At 63.8% G+C, this 16,463-nt stretch carries 13 protein-coding genes; 9 read left to right on the top strand and 4 right to left on the bottom strand.

All coding sequences use genetic code 11. The features are described from left to right. The first annotated feature begins 371 nt into the window (after positions 1-371). From P3T17_RS04215 to P3T17_RS04195, 5 genes are all read left to right on the top strand, one after another. On the top strand, positions 372-1,427 hold the full coding sequence (locus P3T17_RS04215; protein ID WP_429404871.1) for an extracellular solute-binding protein: 1,056 nt from the start codon (positions 372-374) through the stop codon (positions 1,425-1,427). After that, a complete protein-coding gene (locus P3T17_RS04210; RefSeq protein WP_429404869.1) occupies positions 1,424-3,250 on the top strand; it encodes a diguanylate cyclase domain-containing protein in 1,827 nt (608 codons plus the stop codon). The genes P3T17_RS04215 and P3T17_RS04210 overlap by 4 nt, the downstream gene beginning before the upstream one ends. 180 nt (positions 3,251-3,430) lie before the next feature. Then, complete coding sequence (locus P3T17_RS04205) at positions 3,431-3,883, top strand: MarR family winged helix-turn-helix transcriptional regulator (RefSeq protein WP_429404867.1); 453 nt, start codon at positions 3,431-3,433, stop codon at positions 3,881-3,883. 69 nt (positions 3,884-3,952) lie between these two features. Beyond that, positions 3,953-4,516, top strand: a complete 564-nt coding sequence (locus P3T17_RS04200) for an isochorismatase family protein (RefSeq protein ID WP_429404866.1) — start codon at positions 3,953-3,955, stop codon at positions 4,514-4,516. Between the two features lie 78 nt (positions 4,517-4,594). After that, positions 4,595-5,887, top strand: coding sequence for an MFS transporter (locus P3T17_RS04195; protein ID WP_429404864.1), 1,293 nt, complete (start codon positions 4,595-4,597; stop codon positions 5,885-5,887). A 114-nt stretch (positions 5,888-6,001) separates the two neighbouring features. Here P3T17_RS04195 and P3T17_RS04190 read toward each other — a convergent pair whose 3' ends face one another. Next, positions 6,002-6,907 (bottom strand): LysR substrate-binding domain-containing protein, encoded by a 906-nt coding sequence (locus P3T17_RS04190; RefSeq protein WP_429404862.1) that lies wholly within the window; start codon positions 6,905-6,907, stop codon positions 6,002-6,004. A gap of 63 nt (positions 6,908-6,970) precedes the next feature. Next, positions 6,971-11,935, bottom strand: a complete 4,965-nt coding sequence (locus P3T17_RS04185) for a response regulator (protein WP_429404861.1) — start codon at positions 11,933-11,935, stop codon at positions 6,971-6,973. A 323-nt stretch (positions 11,936-12,258) separates the two neighbouring features. Here P3T17_RS04185 and P3T17_RS04180 point away from each other — a divergent pair, with 323 nt between their 5' ends. The 4 genes from P3T17_RS04180 to P3T17_RS04165 are packed head-to-tail and all read left to right on the top strand — an operon-like array spanning position 12,259 to position 14,645. Further along, complete coding sequence (locus P3T17_RS04180; protein WP_074264445.1) at positions 12,259-12,582, top strand: thioredoxin family protein; 324 nt, start codon at positions 12,259-12,261, stop codon at positions 12,580-12,582. Between the two features lie 38 nt (positions 12,583-12,620). Continuing rightward, positions 12,621-13,373 carry a GntR family transcriptional regulator gene (locus P3T17_RS04175; RefSeq protein WP_429404859.1) on the top strand — a complete coding sequence of 251 codons (753 nt, stop codon included), beginning with the start codon at positions 12,621-12,623 and terminating at the stop codon, positions 13,371-13,373. 16 nt (positions 13,374-13,389) lie between these two features. Then, positions 13,390-14,283 (top strand): sulfite exporter TauE/SafE family protein, encoded by an 894-nt coding sequence (locus P3T17_RS04170; RefSeq protein WP_429404857.1) that lies wholly within the window; start codon positions 13,390-13,392, stop codon positions 14,281-14,283. Further along, entirely contained in the window at positions 14,280-14,645 is a 366-nt protein-coding gene (locus tag P3T17_RS04165) for a DUF1634 domain-containing protein (RefSeq protein ID WP_429404855.1), read from the top strand. The genes P3T17_RS04170 and P3T17_RS04165 overlap by 4 nt, the downstream gene beginning before the upstream one ends. 21 nt (positions 14,646-14,666) lie before the next feature. Here the strand turns inward: P3T17_RS04165 and P3T17_RS04160 are convergent, their stop codons facing one another. Beyond that, a complete protein-coding gene (locus P3T17_RS04160) occupies positions 14,667-15,485 on the bottom strand; it encodes a formate/nitrite transporter family protein (protein ID WP_074264443.1) in 819 nt (272 codons plus the stop codon). 185 nt (positions 15,486-15,670) lie between these two features. Beyond that, complete coding sequence (locus P3T17_RS04155; protein ID WP_217272803.1) at positions 15,671-16,321, bottom strand: ATP phosphoribosyltransferase regulatory subunit; 651 nt, start codon at positions 16,319-16,321, stop codon at positions 15,671-15,673. Positions 16,322-16,463: the final 142 nt, after the last annotated feature.

Here is a 16,463-nt window from a genome sequence, read left to right as displayed (position 1 = left end):
GCTGAGGAAGACGCAACTAAAGATATCCTCTGCCAGGCCGTTATGGCAGCAGAGAGGCGCGTTCGGGTGTTTTTGGCGAGAGGTAATCGGGCCGAAGGCCAGCGGCGAAAACACCGAAGGTGCGCATAACCTTCGCAAAACACGAACATCAGATCAAGCTTCGTCAGCCCGGCGGCCTGCCTGTCGCCGTCGGACATGACGACGCAGCGGCCGGCGTCGCAGGCATGCGTTGCTCGAATTCGAGCGCGTGATGCCAGGCGGTATCGATTCCGTGTACGCGTTTGAAAAGGACCGATGACATGCGCTGGGCCCCCCTATCCCGCTTGCGGCAGGCGCCACAAGCCGTTAGGACACCGTCGAATTCACAGTGCATGATCTGGCGCGCATGTCGCGTCTTCACCGTGCTTGTGCTGTTCCTGACCGGCTGCCTGCTGGCGGCCGCCCCTGCTACGGCCGCTGCAAGCGTGTTGCGCGTGCTGGCATGGCCTGGCTACGCGGATAGCGATGTCGTGAAAGCCTTCGAGGCCCGCTTCCATACGACGGTTGAAGTGACGCTGGTCGATTCCGACGAAGCGCTGTGGGACAAGATGCATGCGGGCGGCATGCCGCACTACGACGTGCTCGCCGCCAATACCGCGGAAATCCAGCGCTACACCCACGAGCACATGCTCGCGCCGCTCGACCTCGCGCAGCTTCCCAACACGCAGCGGCAACTGCCGCGCTTCCAGCCGCGCGGCGGTATCGAAGGCCTGAGCGTGGCCGGCAAGGTCTACGCCATTCCGTTCACGTACTCGTCGATGGGGCTGATTTACGATCGCAAGCAGATCCCGGTCGCACCGCATTCCATGGCGGAACTGTGGAATCCGCAATACCGCGGCAAGGTGCTCGATTTCAATAGCGCCCAGCATAATTTCTCGTTCACGGCGCTGGCGCTCGGCTATCCCGATCCGTTCCGGCTCACGCCCGCACAAACTCACGACATCGCCCTGAAACTGATCGATCTGCGGCGCAATCTTCTGACGTATTACAACCTGCCCGAAGAAGCGACCGCATTCTTCATCCAGCACAAGGTTGCGCTGATGTTCGGCAACTACGGCACCCAGCAGCTCGCGCAGTTGCGCCGGGCCGGCGCCGATGTGGGCTATGTGATTCCCGACGAAGGCGCCCTCGCCTGGCTCGACTGCTGGGCCATGACGAGCACCGCAGCCGATCGCCCGCTCGCCCTTGCGTGGATCAACTACATGCTCGAACCGGACGTCAGCGGGTTGCTGACGCAGCGCCAGGGCCTCGCCAATACGCTCACACCTTCGCCGGAGAGCAACGCCGATGCGCACCTGATCTGGCTGCGCCCGGTGGACGATATTCAGCAGCGCGAAACGTTGTGGAGCAAGATCGTTTCGGGCGACCTGCCGGAGGGCTTCAGATGATGCGCCCCGGCCTGACCTTCAAACTGTCGATCCTGCTCGCCTGTATCGGCGTAGTGGCGTCCGGCGCGACCGGCTACTATGCGTACCGAGCCAACCGCACGATGCTGGTAAACGAAGCCGAGCAGAATCTCCTGACTTCGACCGAGTTGCTGAGCCAGCGCTTTTCCGTGGCGCTGGGCGACGTGTCGCAGGATGCGCTCGTGCTCGCGACCTTGCCGTCGGCAGCGTCGGTCGCGCAATCCGACGACGGCTCGGGCACCAACGATGCTCGCGAACGCCTTGCCACGGTATTCGCCAGCATCATGGCGAATCACCCCGAGTACCTGCAGGTCCGGCTGATCGCGCGTCAGCGCTATGGCCTCGAACTGATCCGCTTCGACCGCGACGCGCAAAGCGCCGTGCGGGTCGCTGCAAAGGGCTTGCAGGAGAAAGGCCAGTTTGCCTATGTGTTCGACACGCTCGCGCTGCCGGCGCGCGGCATCTATGTTTCGCCGATCACGGTCAACCACGAGCACGGCGCGCATTCCGCCGAAGGCAAGGCGACGTTGCGCCTCGCCACGCCTGTCGTTGCCGCGGACGGCAAGGCGACCGGCGTCCTCGTAATCGACGTGGATCTCGCGAGCCTGCTCAAGCTGTTGCAGGTCGACTTGCCGCGCGGCTACGAGGTGTATCTCGCCAATGAGTGGGGCGATTTTCTGATGCACCCCGATGCTTCGCAGACCTTCGGTTTCGATCGCGGGCGGCGCATCCTCATGCAGGACAACTTCCCGGCCACGAAACCGCTGTTCGAGCAGTCGAAAAACAGGGTGTCGATGAACGGTCTGCTGCAACCGCATGAGGCAGCGGGCTACGTGTATGCCTTTATCCGCAGACCATTCGGCGTGGCGGACGGCAACCGCTTTATCGTGCTGGGCATCGCCAAGCCGCTCACCGACGTGCTGGCAGGCGCCACGCTGCTTGGCAACAGCATCGTGCGCATGGTGCTGGTCTCGAGCGTGCTCGCCTTTTTGCTGGCCATCCTGTTCGCACGGGCGCTCACCCAACCACTGCAGATGCTTGCGCATGCCGCCACGCATTTCTTCGCAGACCATACGATGGGCGCCCTGCCGCTTAGACGCACCGACGAAATCGGCGTGCTCGCGCGCTGCTTCGACCGGATGCGCCGGGAGATCCGTTCGCAACTCGATGTGCTCCATAACAAGCAGCATGAGCTTGTTCATCTCGCCAGTCACGATGCCTTGACCGGCCTGCCCAACCGCCTGCTGTTCACCCAGAAGCTGGAGACCGCGGTCAGCGAAGCCGCCGCTAGTGGCGAGCAACTCGCGGTGCTGTTCGTCGACCTTGATCGCTTCAAGCAGATCAACGACCAGTACGGCCATGCCGTCGGCGATCGCGTGCTCGCCAGCGTCGCGCGGCGCATCCAGCTGGTGTTATCCGATGGCGATATGGTCGCGCGCCTGGGCGGCGACGAGTTCATTGTGCTGCTCAGGGGTAGGCCCTCCACGGACGCCGCGCCCACCATCGCCGGCGACATCATCCGCGCCCTGAACGACCGGCTGCTGATCGATGGACAGTCGATGCTGGTCGGCGCAAGTATCGGCATCAGCCACTATCCGGCCGACGGCACCTCCGCCGCAGCCCTTCTGCTCAACGCCGACGCGGCGATGTACGCCGCCAAATCGGGCGAGACCGCGTCGTGGCTGCACTATCAGGACCTGCTGGAGGCACGCAGACGCGGGACCGTCGCCGAGGCCGACGACGGCGAACGCACGGACGGCGCGGACAACGCCAACGATGACCGGCTCGCGCCGGGAGTCAGGTAACGCGCACTCTGTCATGTAAGTCTGGCTGGGCTGGTGTAACGAGACCGCCAGCCGCGCTGGCCGACGCTTTCAACTTGACTTGCGACCACATATGAAGGTAGCCTTCGCAGTTATCCGCCCGGCTGAATTCGCGGCCGATCCGGACAAAACGTATCCACGCACCGGCACACCATCCCGCACATGAGCGAATCCTCCCCTGACCCCGAAGCCGCCCGCGCGCTCGCGCTGGCCAGCGAGTTACGCGTGGTCGTCGGCCGGTTGAAGCGCCGGCTGCGCGAACAGTCGCATTTCGGCGACCTGAGCTGGACCCAGGTGCGCGTGCTGTCCCGTCTGGAGAAGGAAGGCCCTGCCACCGTCACCGCTCTGGCGCGGGCCGAGGGCATCCGCCCGCAATCGATGGGCGAAGCGGTTGCCGCGCTGAAGGCGGCAGGCTTCGTCACCGGCGCCCCCGATCCCGACGACGGACGGCAAACCGTTCTGTCGCTCACCCCGGCCTGCCAGGAAGCAATCCGGACCGGCCGGGCCGCGCGCGAAGACTGGCTGTTTCGCGAGATTCGCGCCCGGCTCGCGCCGGCCGAGCAGGCGCAACTGGCAAGCGCAGTCGAACTGCTCAAACGCCTCGTCGACACCTGATCGGATCCCGTCGCTCGCCGCACGCTCTCACGGCGAGGCATCGTCCCTCCCCTCAAACAGGACGCCATCATGGCTATCACTACGCTCGACCCGAAAACCGCACTCATCGTCATCGATCTGCAAAACGGCATCGTCGGACTTCCCACCGCTCATCCGGCCGGCGAAGTCGTGAAGCAAAGCCGGGTGTTGCTCGACGCGTTCCGCGCGCACCGGCTGCCGGTCGTGCTAGTCAACGTGGCCGGCGGCGCACCAGGCCGCACCGAGCAGGCTCGCCACACGGGCGAGTTTCCCGCCGGCTGGACGGATCTCGTCGCCGAGCTGAACCCGCAACCGGAAGATCATCTCGTCACCAAGCGCACATGGGGCGCGTTCGTGGGCACCGACCTCGAGCAGTATCTCAAGGACAAGGGCGTCACCCAGGTCGTGATGGCCGGCGTGGCGACCTCAATCGGCGTTGAATCGACCGCGCGTCAGGCCTACGAGTTGGGCTTTAACGTCACGCTCGCCGTCGACGCCATGACCGACCTCAGCGCCGAGACCCACCACAATGCGATCACGCGGATTTTCCCGCGCCTCGGCGAGACCGGCACCACGGCGGAAATCGTCGCGCTGCTCGACAAGACCCGCGCATGAACACGCTTGCCACGCAGATAACGCACGCGGGTGCACGCTCACGCGGGCCAGGCTCACGCGCGCTTCGGGGATAGTCCGGTGAAAGGTACTTTCCGCTCGCTGAGCGGCTTCAATTACCGGGTCTGGGCCAGCGGAGGACTGATCTCCAACGTGGGTAGCTGGATGCAGCGCACCGCACAGGACTGGCTCGTTCTCACCGAGCTCACGCACAGGAATGCGACTGCGGTGGGCATCGTGATGGCGTTGCAGTTCGGCCCCATGCTGCTCCTGCTGCCGCTGACCGGCTATGCTGCCGACCATCTGGATCGCCGCAAACTGCTGCTGGTCACCCAGGCAACGATGGCCGCGCTGGCGCTCGGGCTCGGCGTGCTGACGCTGACCGGCCTCGTGCAGTTGTGGCAGGTGTACGTGTTCGCGTTCCTGCTTGGCTGCGTCACTGCGTTCGACTCTCCCGCGCGTCAGACCTTCGTCGCGGAACTGGTGGGAGAGGAGGATCTGTCGAACGCGGTGGCGCTCAATTCCACCTCCTTCAACGCCGGCCGGATGATCGGGCCGGCGGTCGCCGGCGTGCTGATCGCCTCGGTGGGGACGGGCTGGGTGTTCCTCATCAACGCGGCGTCGTTTGCGGCGGTGCTGTGCTCGCTGAAGATCCTGCGCGTTCACGAACTGCACCATAAGCTGAAGGCGCGCCGCGCGCGTGGGGCTTTCGTCGATGGCTTCCGTTATGTCTGGAGCCGCCCCGACCTCAGAGCGCTGTTGACGATGCTGTTTTTGATCGGCACCTTCGGGCTTAACTTTCCCATCTTTATCTCGACCATGTCGGTCACGGCGTTTCATGCCAATGCCAGCCAGTACGGACTCCTGACATCCACCATGGCAATCGGCTCGGTGGCCGGTGCGCTGCTGGCGGCACGCCGCGCGCGCCCGCGCCTCGCGCTGTTACTGGTCAGCGCTGGCCTGTTCGGCTTTGGCTGTACGCTCGCGGCATGCATGCCCACCTACGGGCTGTTCGGCGCCACGCTGGTCGTGATCGGCATGTGTACGCAAACCTTCACCACCTCGACGAATAGCCTCGTGCAACTGTCGACCGAACCCGCCATGCGTGGCCGGGTGGTGGCGATCCTGCTGGCTATCGCACTGGGCGGCACGCCGCTTGGCGCGCCGATCGTCGGCTGGGTGGCAGATCACTTCGGCCCGCGCTGGGCGCTCGGGGTGGGCGCGGCTTCCGGTTTCGGCGCTGCGCTGGTGGGACTGCATTACCTCAGGAAGTACCGCAACCTGCGCGTGCGCTTCGCCGGTGGCCGCATCCATGCGAGCGTGGATGGGATCGAAGCCGCGGGCGGGGGCGCTGCCGCGCCGTCCGCTCATTGACCTCTCGTTGACGCCTCGTTGACCTCTGCAGGCAAGGACGGCGCGTAGCCGGATTCGCGACGCGCCTCGCCTGCTCCGCCTCGCGTCGCACCCGTGGATCAACGGATCAACGGATCAACGGCCCAGATCCGGATGCCGGTTAGTGAGTTCGGTGAACCACTCGGTAAACGCACGCACCCGCGAGCTCATGCGCCGATGCGGATAGACCAGCGAAAGCGGCGTCGAAGGAATCTTGTACTCGGTCAGTATTTCCTGCAGCTCCCCGCGCTCGATCATCTCTGCCACCATGAAACGCGACGGCTGGATAATGCCGTAGCCGAGCACGCCGGCGGTAATGTAAACGGTGCCGTCGTTCACCGCCAACCCGCCTTCGAGCGTTACCTTGACCACCTCGCCATTCACTTCGTATTCGAACGGAAAAACCTTGCCGCTGCGCGCAGAGACGTAGTTGACGGCGCGATGCCCCTGGAGTTCTTCCAGCGTGGTCGGTATGCCATGTTCGGCGAGATAGGCCGGCGACGCGCAGGTGGTGATACGCGAGTTGCCGATGCGCCGCGCGACGAGGCTCGACTCTTCCAGCGCACCCATACGGATCACGCAATCGACGCCGTCCTGAATCAGATCGATATTGCGATCCGCGAGGCCCAGGCGCACGTCGATCTCGGGATACTGCCGGTAGAAATCGCCGAGCGCCGGCAACAGCAACGCCTTCGCCAGCGTCCCGGAGGTGTCGACGCGAATGGTGCCCGCCGGGCTTTGCCGCTTGTTCGACAGCGACGACTCCGCATCCGATATCTCCGAGAGAATGCCGACGCAACGTTCGTAGTACAACGCACCATCTTCGGTGACACTGACCTGCCGGGTTGTGCGGTTCAAGAGCCGCACACCGACGTGTTCCTCGAGCGCCTGGATCAGGTTGCTGACCGATCCGCGCGGCAGATCGAGCAGCTCAGCTGCCTTTGAAAAGCTGTTGGTCTCGACCACGCGGGTGAAGACTTCCATTGCCTGCAGGCGGTCCATACGGGGGCATCCTCGTCAATCACAGTTAAACAGCAGTTCTTCAGATATAGCACAGACGTTGCGTCAGTCCGCGCAACGGCGCAACAGATCGACCAGCGCGATCGGATCATACGGCTTGCGCAAGGGAATGGCGTTGGGCAACCGCTCCCGTTGTTCGGGCGTCAGCACCAGATCGTAGCCGGTCAGAAAGATCACCTGCAAGTGCGGATGATCGCGGCATGCATCGATCGCCAGATCGACTCCCGACTTGCCAGCCAGGCCGACATCGGTCAGCAGCACGTCGAACGGCCGTTCGCGCAGCACACGCATGGCTTCCACATCGCTTGCGGCCTCGACGATCTGCAGTCCGAATGTCCTGAGCAATTCGGTGGTACTCAGGCGCACCAGTTCGTCGTCTTCGACGTACAGAATGTTCAAACTATTGACGGCCTCGGTGACGTCGGCGGCGGCGTCGCCACCAGCAGCCGCTCCCGCCTCATGCACGGCGGCAATGGCTTCGTCGTGCGGCTGCCAGAACTGGTTCCGCAGCACGTGACGCACTTTGCGAGCGAGCGCCTCGTAAGTGTACGGCTTGCTCAGCAACTCGATGCCTTCGTCCAGTCTGCCGGCGTGCACGATTGCGTTGTCGGTGTAGCCCGAGGTAAACAGCACCACGATATCGGGCAAGCGCTCGCGCGCCTTGCGAGCCAGTTCGGTACTGCGCAGCGGCCCCGGCATCACCACGTCCGTAAACAGCAGATTGATCGGCACGCCGCTCTCGACGATCGCCAACGCGCTCTGTGCATCCTTGGCCTTGAGCACCGTATAGCCGAGGTCGCTCAGCATCTCGACCACCGTGCTCCGCACGTCTTCGTCGTCCTCGACTACCAGCACCGTTTCCGCACCGCCCTTCGCCGGCCCCGCATCGATCTGCGTTTCGAGGTCTTCTTCCTGACGCACACGCGGCAGATAGATGCGCACCGTCGTACCGTGACCCGGCTCGCTGTAGATCTTGACGTGGCCGCCCGACTGCTTGACGAAGCCGTACACCATGCTGAGCCCGAGACCCGTACCCTGCCCTTCAGGCTTGGTCGTGAAGAACGGCTCGAAGGCACGCTCGCGCACTTCCGGCGGCATGCCCGAACCGGTGTCGGTGAGCGCGACCATCACATACTGTCCCGGCGTCACCTCGGCATTGCGCTGTGCATAGGCGTCGTCGAGCGAGGCGTTGCCGGCTTCCATGGTGAGCTTGCCGTGTCCGCGCATCGCATCGCGCGCGTTGATAGCGAGGTTGAGCAGCGCGTTTTCGACCTGGAACGGATCGACCAGCGTATTCCACAGACCGCCCGACACCACCGTTTCGATTTCGATGCCGTCGCCGAGCGCGCGGCGGAACATATCGTCGAGACCGCGAATAAAACGGCCGAGATTGACGACTTTCGGCGCGAGCGGCTGGCGCCGCCCGAAGGCCAGCAGCTGCGAGGCCAGATTGGCGCCGCGCGCCACGCCCGCCAGCGCATTGCGCACCCGCTGCTCGGCCTTGTCGACGCCGGCCACATCCTTTGCCAGCAGTTGCAGATTGCCGCCGATCACCTGCAGCAGGTTGTTGAAATCGTGCGCTACGCCGCCGGTCAGCTTGCCGATCGACTCCATCTTCTGCGCCATGCGCAGCGCCTCTTCGGCGTGCTGCAGCGCTTCGGCGTTATCCCTCTCGGCGGTGACATCGCGCCCCACGCCGTGGATACGCTCCGAAGCCGGGTCGAGGGACAAGGTCCACGCCACCCAGCGCCACGCGCCGTCGGCGCGTTTCAGGCGAGATTCGTAACGCACCGGCACGCCTGCGCGGCGCAAACGCTCCAGTTGCGCCGTCACCATTTCGACTTCGTCGGGGTGAAGCAGATTCATGTACGAGTGCGACATTAACCAGTGCAGCGGATAGCCGAGCGTACTCTGCCACGACGGACTGATGCGTTGCAGCGTGCCGTCGAAACTCGCCACCACCAGCAGATCTTCGCTCAGTTCCCACAGACGGTCGCGATCTGCGACCGCTTCGCTCACGCGGCGCTCCAACGTTTCGTTTAACTCGCGTAAGGCACCCTCGGCTTTGGTGCGCTCGGCGATTTCCGTTTGCGCCGCCTGATAGAGCCGCGCATTGTCGATCGCTATAGCCGCCTGCGCCGCAATACCCACGACGATGCGTTCGGAGCGCGTCGTGAACACACCGGGTTCCGGATGGCCGAACAGCAAACCGCCGATTACTTCACCCGTGCGCGAAATCACCGGCGCGGCGAGGTAGCTGCGCACCGGCAGGTGGCCAGCGGGCATGCCGCGAAACGGCGCATTCCTGCCATAGCGCGGGTCCTGCGTCACATCGTCGACACGCACGATGCCCTCGCCCTTGAAGGTGGTCTCGAACAGGGCGGTAATGCGCGGCATCGGCAAACTGGCGAATGCTTCTTTCGGCGCGCCGGAGAGCGCGTACAGCATGTAGCGGCCACCGTCATCGTCCCGATTAGCCTGGCTGAACTGATCAACCTGCGCTTCGGGTGGCGACTGCACGTTATAGAAAAACGAGCCAAACGCGGCGCCCGTGAGCTCCGTCGCCGCATCGGTCACGACCTGGACGGCGCGGCCCAGGTCGAGTTCCGCCGCTACGGCTGTGCCGACGCGGTTGAGGATTTCCAGCGTGCGCGACTCTTCGCGCAGATTGCGCTCCGTCTCGCGCCGCAGCCGGGCCAGCTGCAGATTGCCTGCCACGCGCGCGACGAGTTCACGCGCCGAGAAGGGTTTGGTCAGATAGTCGTCGGCGCCGGACTCGAGGCCGTCTACGCGCGCTTCCTCCCCTGCACGGGCCGAGAGCAGCAGTACCGGCGTTTCGCGCAAGACCGGGTCGCTGCGCAGTTCGCGCAGCAGGCCGAAGCCGTCGAGCCGCGGCATCATCACGTCCGAGACGATCAGATCCGGCAGCGCCGCGCGTGCCACTTCCAGCGCTTCCTCGCCGTCGACGGCGACCTGAACCTCATGCCCTGCCTGGCCGAGAATGCGGCGCATGTAGTCTCGCAAATCGGCGTTGTCGTCGACCACCAGCACCCGCGCGGCAACCTGTCCGTCCTGCAAGGGCGCTGACGTTTCGGCGGTCTCCAGCAACGATTGCGGCTCGTCGGTGCCGATCTCGTCCAACTGGTTCGACTCGGGGATCCAGCGCCGCGCGGCATCGACATAAGCAAACGCGTGCCGGCTTAGCGCGGCCGGCGAGGTTGGTGTGGCTTCAGCCGCAGACACGGCAAGCGGGCCACCGACGGGCGGCAAGACCACCGTAAAGCAGCTGCCCACACCCGGCGTGCTGTCGACCCTGATCGTGCCGCCGTGCAGTTTGACCAGCTCCTGCACCATCGCAAGACCGATGCCGCTGCCTTCGACCGAGCGGCCCGGCGACCCCGCCACCCGGTGAAACCGCTCGAACAGGCGTGGGATCTCTTCTGGTGGAATGCCGATGCCGGTATCCGCGACGCTCATCTCGACGCTGCCGTCCCGCCCCTGCCGTAGCGAGACCTTGATCGAACCGGAAAATGTGAATTTGAACGCGTTCGACAGCAGGTTCATCACGACCTTTTCCCACATGTCGCGATCGATCTGCGCAATGATCGGCTCGCCACCCACATCCACGCCACGGTCCACTTCGAGTTGCAGCCCGACCGTTTCGATCGCGGAGCGAAACAGCGAGGCGAGTTCAGTCGTGAACGCGGCGATATCGGTCGGCTGGGGGTTGATCTGAAAACGCCCCGCTTCGATACGGGAAAAATCGAGCAGTGCGTTGACGAGCTTCAGAAGCCGCAGACCATTGCGATGCGTGATCTCGAGGAGATTGCGATCGGCCTCGCTGGTTGCATCCTGTTTGGCGAGCAGCTCTTCGAGCGGTCCCAGCATCAAGGTGAGCGGCGTGCGGAATTCGTGGCTGATGTTGGAGAAAAACGTTGTTTTAGCCCGGTCGATTTCGGACAACGCTTCGGCACGCCGGCGTTCTTCCTCGTACGCGTGAGCGTACCCGATGGCAGCGCCGATTTGCCCCGCGAGCAGGTTCAGAAACGCGTGATAGCCCTCGTCCAGCAGGCGGCAGGGGTTCACCGCAACAATCAGGACTGCCGCACGTCCCGTTTCGCCACCGGGCATGATGGGCAACGCGACCGCCTGGGTAGGCTCGAGACTCCATGGGCCGCTGGGTAATCCAGGCCCGAAGCGCCGCGCCAGGTCGCGCACCACCACCGCACCTTGCGTTCGCAGCGCTTCAGCAACGGGCCACGGCGCGTCTTCGGCCGCGCTCATCGATTCCGGCGCAGCGCGATGACCGGGCGCGATACCGCTTGCGCCCGCCAGTGTCACGTCCGCTGAGCCAGGTTCCGCGATGTACAGCAAGGCGAACGGGAGATCGCGCGGATTGCTCCGCAGCGCGCGGGCGCTCAATTCGCACGCGTCGCGCCACTGCCGTGCATCCGCAGTCGATGCGGCCAGTTCGCGCAGCAGCATCAACTGGCGTTCGCCGATGACGCGCGAGGTATCGTCGCTGTTCGCGCAGATGATGCCGCCGGCCGTGCCGTCGTCGTTCGGAATCGGGCTATACGAGAAGGTGTAGTAGGTCTCCTCCGGGAAGCCGTTGCGCTCCATGATCAGCAGCTTCTGTTCGACGAAGGTACCTTCGGCGCCCGTCAACGCGGTCTCGAGCAGTGGCGCGATGTCGCTCCAGATCTCGTGCCACACGACCGCGGTCGGCTGGCCGAGCGCCACTGGATGCTTGCCGCCGATAATCGACTTGTACGGGTCGTTGTAGAAGTACAGCAGATCGGGGCCCCAACCGATCCAGATCGGCTGGCGCGAGGTGAGCATGATGCGGATCGCGGTCTTCAGGCCTTGCGGCCAGTTTTCAGGCGCGCCGATCGAAGTCGAGGCCCAGTCGTAGGCGCGGATCAGTGCCCCCATCTCCCCGCCGCCGACCAGAAAGGTCGTGGTCAAACCAGCGCGCAATGCGTCGGTCATTGAACTGTCCGGCTTCATTAACGCAATCTCCTCGAGACGGTTGCCCGGTTGGATTGTTGTAGCTGTAATCGGTGGTCCCCAGCGATTCACGGCGGTGCGAAATTGCAATGGCTGCAACCCCGCTGCACGCAGAAATGCTTTCGCAAGATTCTCGCATGCAGAGCGCGTATTTGAGCACCAGAATACGTTTTGAACCACGCATAAACGATGCGCTCGCGGACGGCATGTTCGCACAATGCCGCGCGTGAAGTTTTCCGATACATTGAAGCCGTCCCGCAACGCAGAACGATGCACTCCGCGAGGTAAATCGTGCTGCCTGCCTCATCTGTTTCGGAGCAAAAATGACCACTCAAACCGCCTATTCCGTCACCTCGCCGACACGTGCCGAGGTGGATACGCTCACGGGGGCAACGGTTCTCGAATTCGGCACCGACTGGTGCGGCTACTGTCAGGGCGCGCAACCGGTGATCGGCGCAGCCCTCGCGGAACATCCCGCGGTGCGTCATCTGAAGATCGAGGACGGACCCGGCCGCCCACTCGGGCGATCGTTCAGGGTGAAGCTGTGGCCTACCCTGATTTTTCTTCGCGATGGCGCCGAAGTCGCACGTGTGGTGCGGCCCACCGGGGTCGAGGCGGTTGAGGAAGGATTGAATAGCCTCGTCTGACACTGTGGCGATTGACATAGTGACGTCATGATGTCACTATGTCGCACATGAAAATCGATCCCGATAGCCCCACGCCGCTGTACGCCCAGGTCGAAGCGGTGCTGGCGGCCAGCATCGCAGACGGCACCTATCCGGCCGGCAGCCGCCTACCAAACGAGGACGGCCTGATCGAGCGCTTCGGCGTGAGCCGCACCACCATCCATAAGACGGTTCAGAACCTGATCAAACGCGGCCTGATCGAAATCCGCCGCGGCAAAGGCACCTTTGTCACCCAGCCCAAAATCACCCAGGAACTGACGGAGCTGAGCGGTTTCGTCGAAGATATGCAGGCGCTTGGCCGTCACCCGAGCGCTCGCGTGCTCGACAAGCAGGTGCTGCCCGCCAGCGACACGGTGGCGCGTCACCTCGCCCTTGCGGCCGGCACGCTGGTGATGCGTATCCAGCGCGTGCGGCTCGCGGACGGCGTGCCCCTCTCGTTCGACGAAACCTGGCTGCCTAAAGACCTTGGCGAGAAAGTGATCGGCAACGATCTGGAGACCGAACCGATCTTCGCCCTGCTCGAGCAGAAATACGACACGCCACTCGTGGAAGCCGAGTACCGGCTCGAGGCTACCTGTGCAAACGAGACCGTGGCGCAGGCACTAGGTGTCGAACCTGGCAGTCCGATCTTTCTGATCGAGCGCACCTCGTACGGTGCCGGACATCAACCGGTCGATTACGAACGGCTGCATTACCGCGGCGATCAGATCCAGTTCGTGACGCGGCTTGCCCGCCGCGGCAAACGCGGCTGACGCGCGGGAGACGCCGATGGATATGAGCTTCACGCTGTGGCTCTTTGCGGTATCGCTCGGCGCGAGTGCGCTCGGCGGGATGCTCGGCATGGCGAGCGGCATTTTTATCGTGCCGGTTCTGACCATGTTCGGCCATCTCGACATTCACGTGGCGATCGGCGCGAGCATCGTCTCGGTGATCGCCTGCTCGTGTGGCGGCGCAGCGCCGTTCCTGCGCGAGCGTCTGACCAACGTACGGCTCGCGGTAGTGCTGGAGACCGCCACGACCTTGGGTGCACTGTGCGGCGTGCTGCTGGTCGGGATCGTTCCGGTGTTCGCGCTGTTTATATTGTTTGCGCTGGTTCTGCTCGTATCGGCGCGCCAGATGCTGGTACGGCGCAGCGATCCGGTCGCCGGCGCTTCGGTTACCTCTTCAATTGACGCTGCAACCGGCACTGCGGCGACAGCAGGCTGGACGGCTTCCCTTGCGCTCGATTCGAGCTATCCGGATCGTGCACTCGGCCGCGAGGTCGCCTATCGGGTGCAACGTGTGCCACTGGGCATGCTGCTGATGTACGGCGCGGGTTTGATTTCGGCGCTGCTCGGGATCGGCAGCGGTGTGCTGAAAATCCCCGCCATGGATACGGCGTTGCGCCTGCCGATCAAGGTCTCGTCGGCCACGTCCAACTTCATGATCGGCGTGACGGCGGCTGCCAGCGCCGGCGCCTGGTTTCTGCGCGGCGATATCGTCAGCGCGATTGCCGGACCGGTTGCACTCGGCTCAGTAGCGGGTGCGGTACTCGGCGCACGGGTGCTGATGCGTCTGTCGAACGACAAGCTGCGGCTGATGTTCGTCGCGATCCTGCTTGTGCTTGCGGTACAGATGCTGTTCGAAGCATTCCACGTCAAAGCCGTGAGCGGGCCGGTATGAGCGACCGTTTGCCGGCTTCGGCCACGGCCTCCCCTGCGACCTTCGCCTCGGTGATGACACCGCTCGAGCGCTGGCTCGCCGCGTTGCTAAAAAGCGGCACGTGGATAGCGTCTCTCACGATCGCCGCGGGTTTGCTTCTGCTGTTGCCGGATGTCCACACCGCATTGCATCGGTCGGCGCTGCCGCCAGGCATGCCGCTCGTCACTGCCGGCATTGCGCTGTTTATTCTCCTGCCAGTGCTGCGCCTGATCCTGATGCTCGGCGTGTTTCTGCAGCAACGCGACTATCGCTACAGCGCAATTACCGTGCTGGTTCTGCTGATCGTGGCGGCGGGCTGCGCGGTCGGCGCGCATTGGGCGTAGCCGCCGCTTCGGATCAGTTCGTCAGTGGGTCTGCGCGCTGCCTGCCGAAACCGGCAAGCGGGTCTTCGACGGATGGCCAATACCGCCTTCCTGCAGCCAGTAGCCGAGCCCCATGAAAATCGCGCCGCCCGCCAGGTTGCCGAGCGTGACAAAAATTTCGTTGTGCACAGCACCGGCCAGCGTGATGTTGTCCGGATGCTCACCGATCAGGGCGAGTGCGAACACAAACATATTGGCGACGCTGTGCTCGAAGCCGCTTGCCACGAACGCGAACACGGGCCAGAAAATCAAACCGAGTTTTGCGCCATCGTTATTGGTGCGCGCTGCCATCCAGATAGCGAGGCACACGAGCCAGTTGCACAGCAGGCCCTTGGCGAACAGCGCGAGACCCGGCGCGCTCATCTTCGCGGACACCGCCTTGAAGAAGACTTCCGAGCCATCGGTCAGCAGCACGCCGCCGCCCGCCGCATGCAGAATCGCCGCGAGCACCACCGCACCGATCAGATTGCCGATCCAGCACACCACCCATACCAGCACCATCCCGCCGACACCCGTCTCGCCGCGCAACACCGCAAACGGCATGTACATGGCCGTGCCGGTGAACAGATCCGAGCCGGCGAACACGACGATCGTCAACGCGCAGGCGAACACCGCGCCCATGATCAGATGCACATAAGCCGGATCGACATGCGAGCCGACTGAAAACATCAGGATGTCGCCGAAGCCGATATAGGCCCCGGCCATGGCCGCACCGATCAGAAAAGCGAGCGGCGAGCGCGCGATCGACGACGCCTTGTGCGCGCCGACCTTTGCGAATTTATCGATACTCTCTGCGTACATCACATGTCTCCGCGAATGGGGGATACCCTCCTCAACCGCAGAGGGTGCGTCAAACTGGCGCACATGATAGGACGAGCGAATTCGAGCTCCGTTACGGATGTAACCAGAACGGGCAGGTCTGGCGGGTGGGCCTACTGTGCTCCCGCGGCGACCCGGATTCTGTATCCCTTTTTAGCGCGGCTGCACTAGGACGGGGCAATAGCGGTGGCCGACAAACCTTGCATGCCCATCGCCAGCAGCAAACGCTCTGCGCCGATCCCGAAGCCCGCACCCTCCCGATACGCGCCGCCACCGGCCACCTGCTGCTGCGCGCCGAGTTCGGGACAGCGGATCTCGAAGCCCTCGCCATTCAGGTAGTAGCTCAGGCCCCGCTTCGCAGCGATGTCGAATGCGTAATCGAGTCCCAGCGAATCGAGAAAGCCCGCGCCTATTTCACGGCTGCGCACGAGCGCGCGCTGCGGGTTCGAACACAGGTACTCGAAGCCCAGTTGCACGAATTCGCGGTACCGTCCGGCCTGGGGCCGTTCATAGCGGTAACAGCGAGCCACGTAAAACAGCATGCGTTCCTTGCGGCGTTCGAGCAGTTCCTGACATCGCTCCTGAAAGAGCGCGGTTGCCTCGGGAATCAGGCAACAGGGCCGGCCTTTCTTGTCCGGGAAGGCCCACATCTGGCCAATGATTTCGCTGCCGCCCGCCTTCTGCACGAACGTATCCTGCGACCACAACGCAGGAACGATGGCCTCTTCCGCGCCGGCATCAATGAAGGTAGCTCCGGAAGCGGTTCTCCAGCGCACGGGCTTGCGCCGCTTCTTCACCGACGATAAAACGCGTTCCACGGATCATGGTCATGACTGAACTCCTAAGGATGATGAAATAAAAAAAAGGCGCCATAGGCGCCTTGGTCGTTTTCGCATGAGCGAGGAACTCAGTGGGTTCCAGGCTTCGCTGCTATGAGACGTAACGAACCACGGCGCAACG

It is taken from the genome of Paraburkholderia sp. GAS82 (genome assembly GCF_050436285.1).
GTDB lineage: Bacteria > Pseudomonadota > Gammaproteobacteria > Burkholderiales > Burkholderiaceae > Paraburkholderia > Paraburkholderia phenazinium_B.
This window is presented reverse-complemented; position numbering and strand designations above follow the sequence as displayed.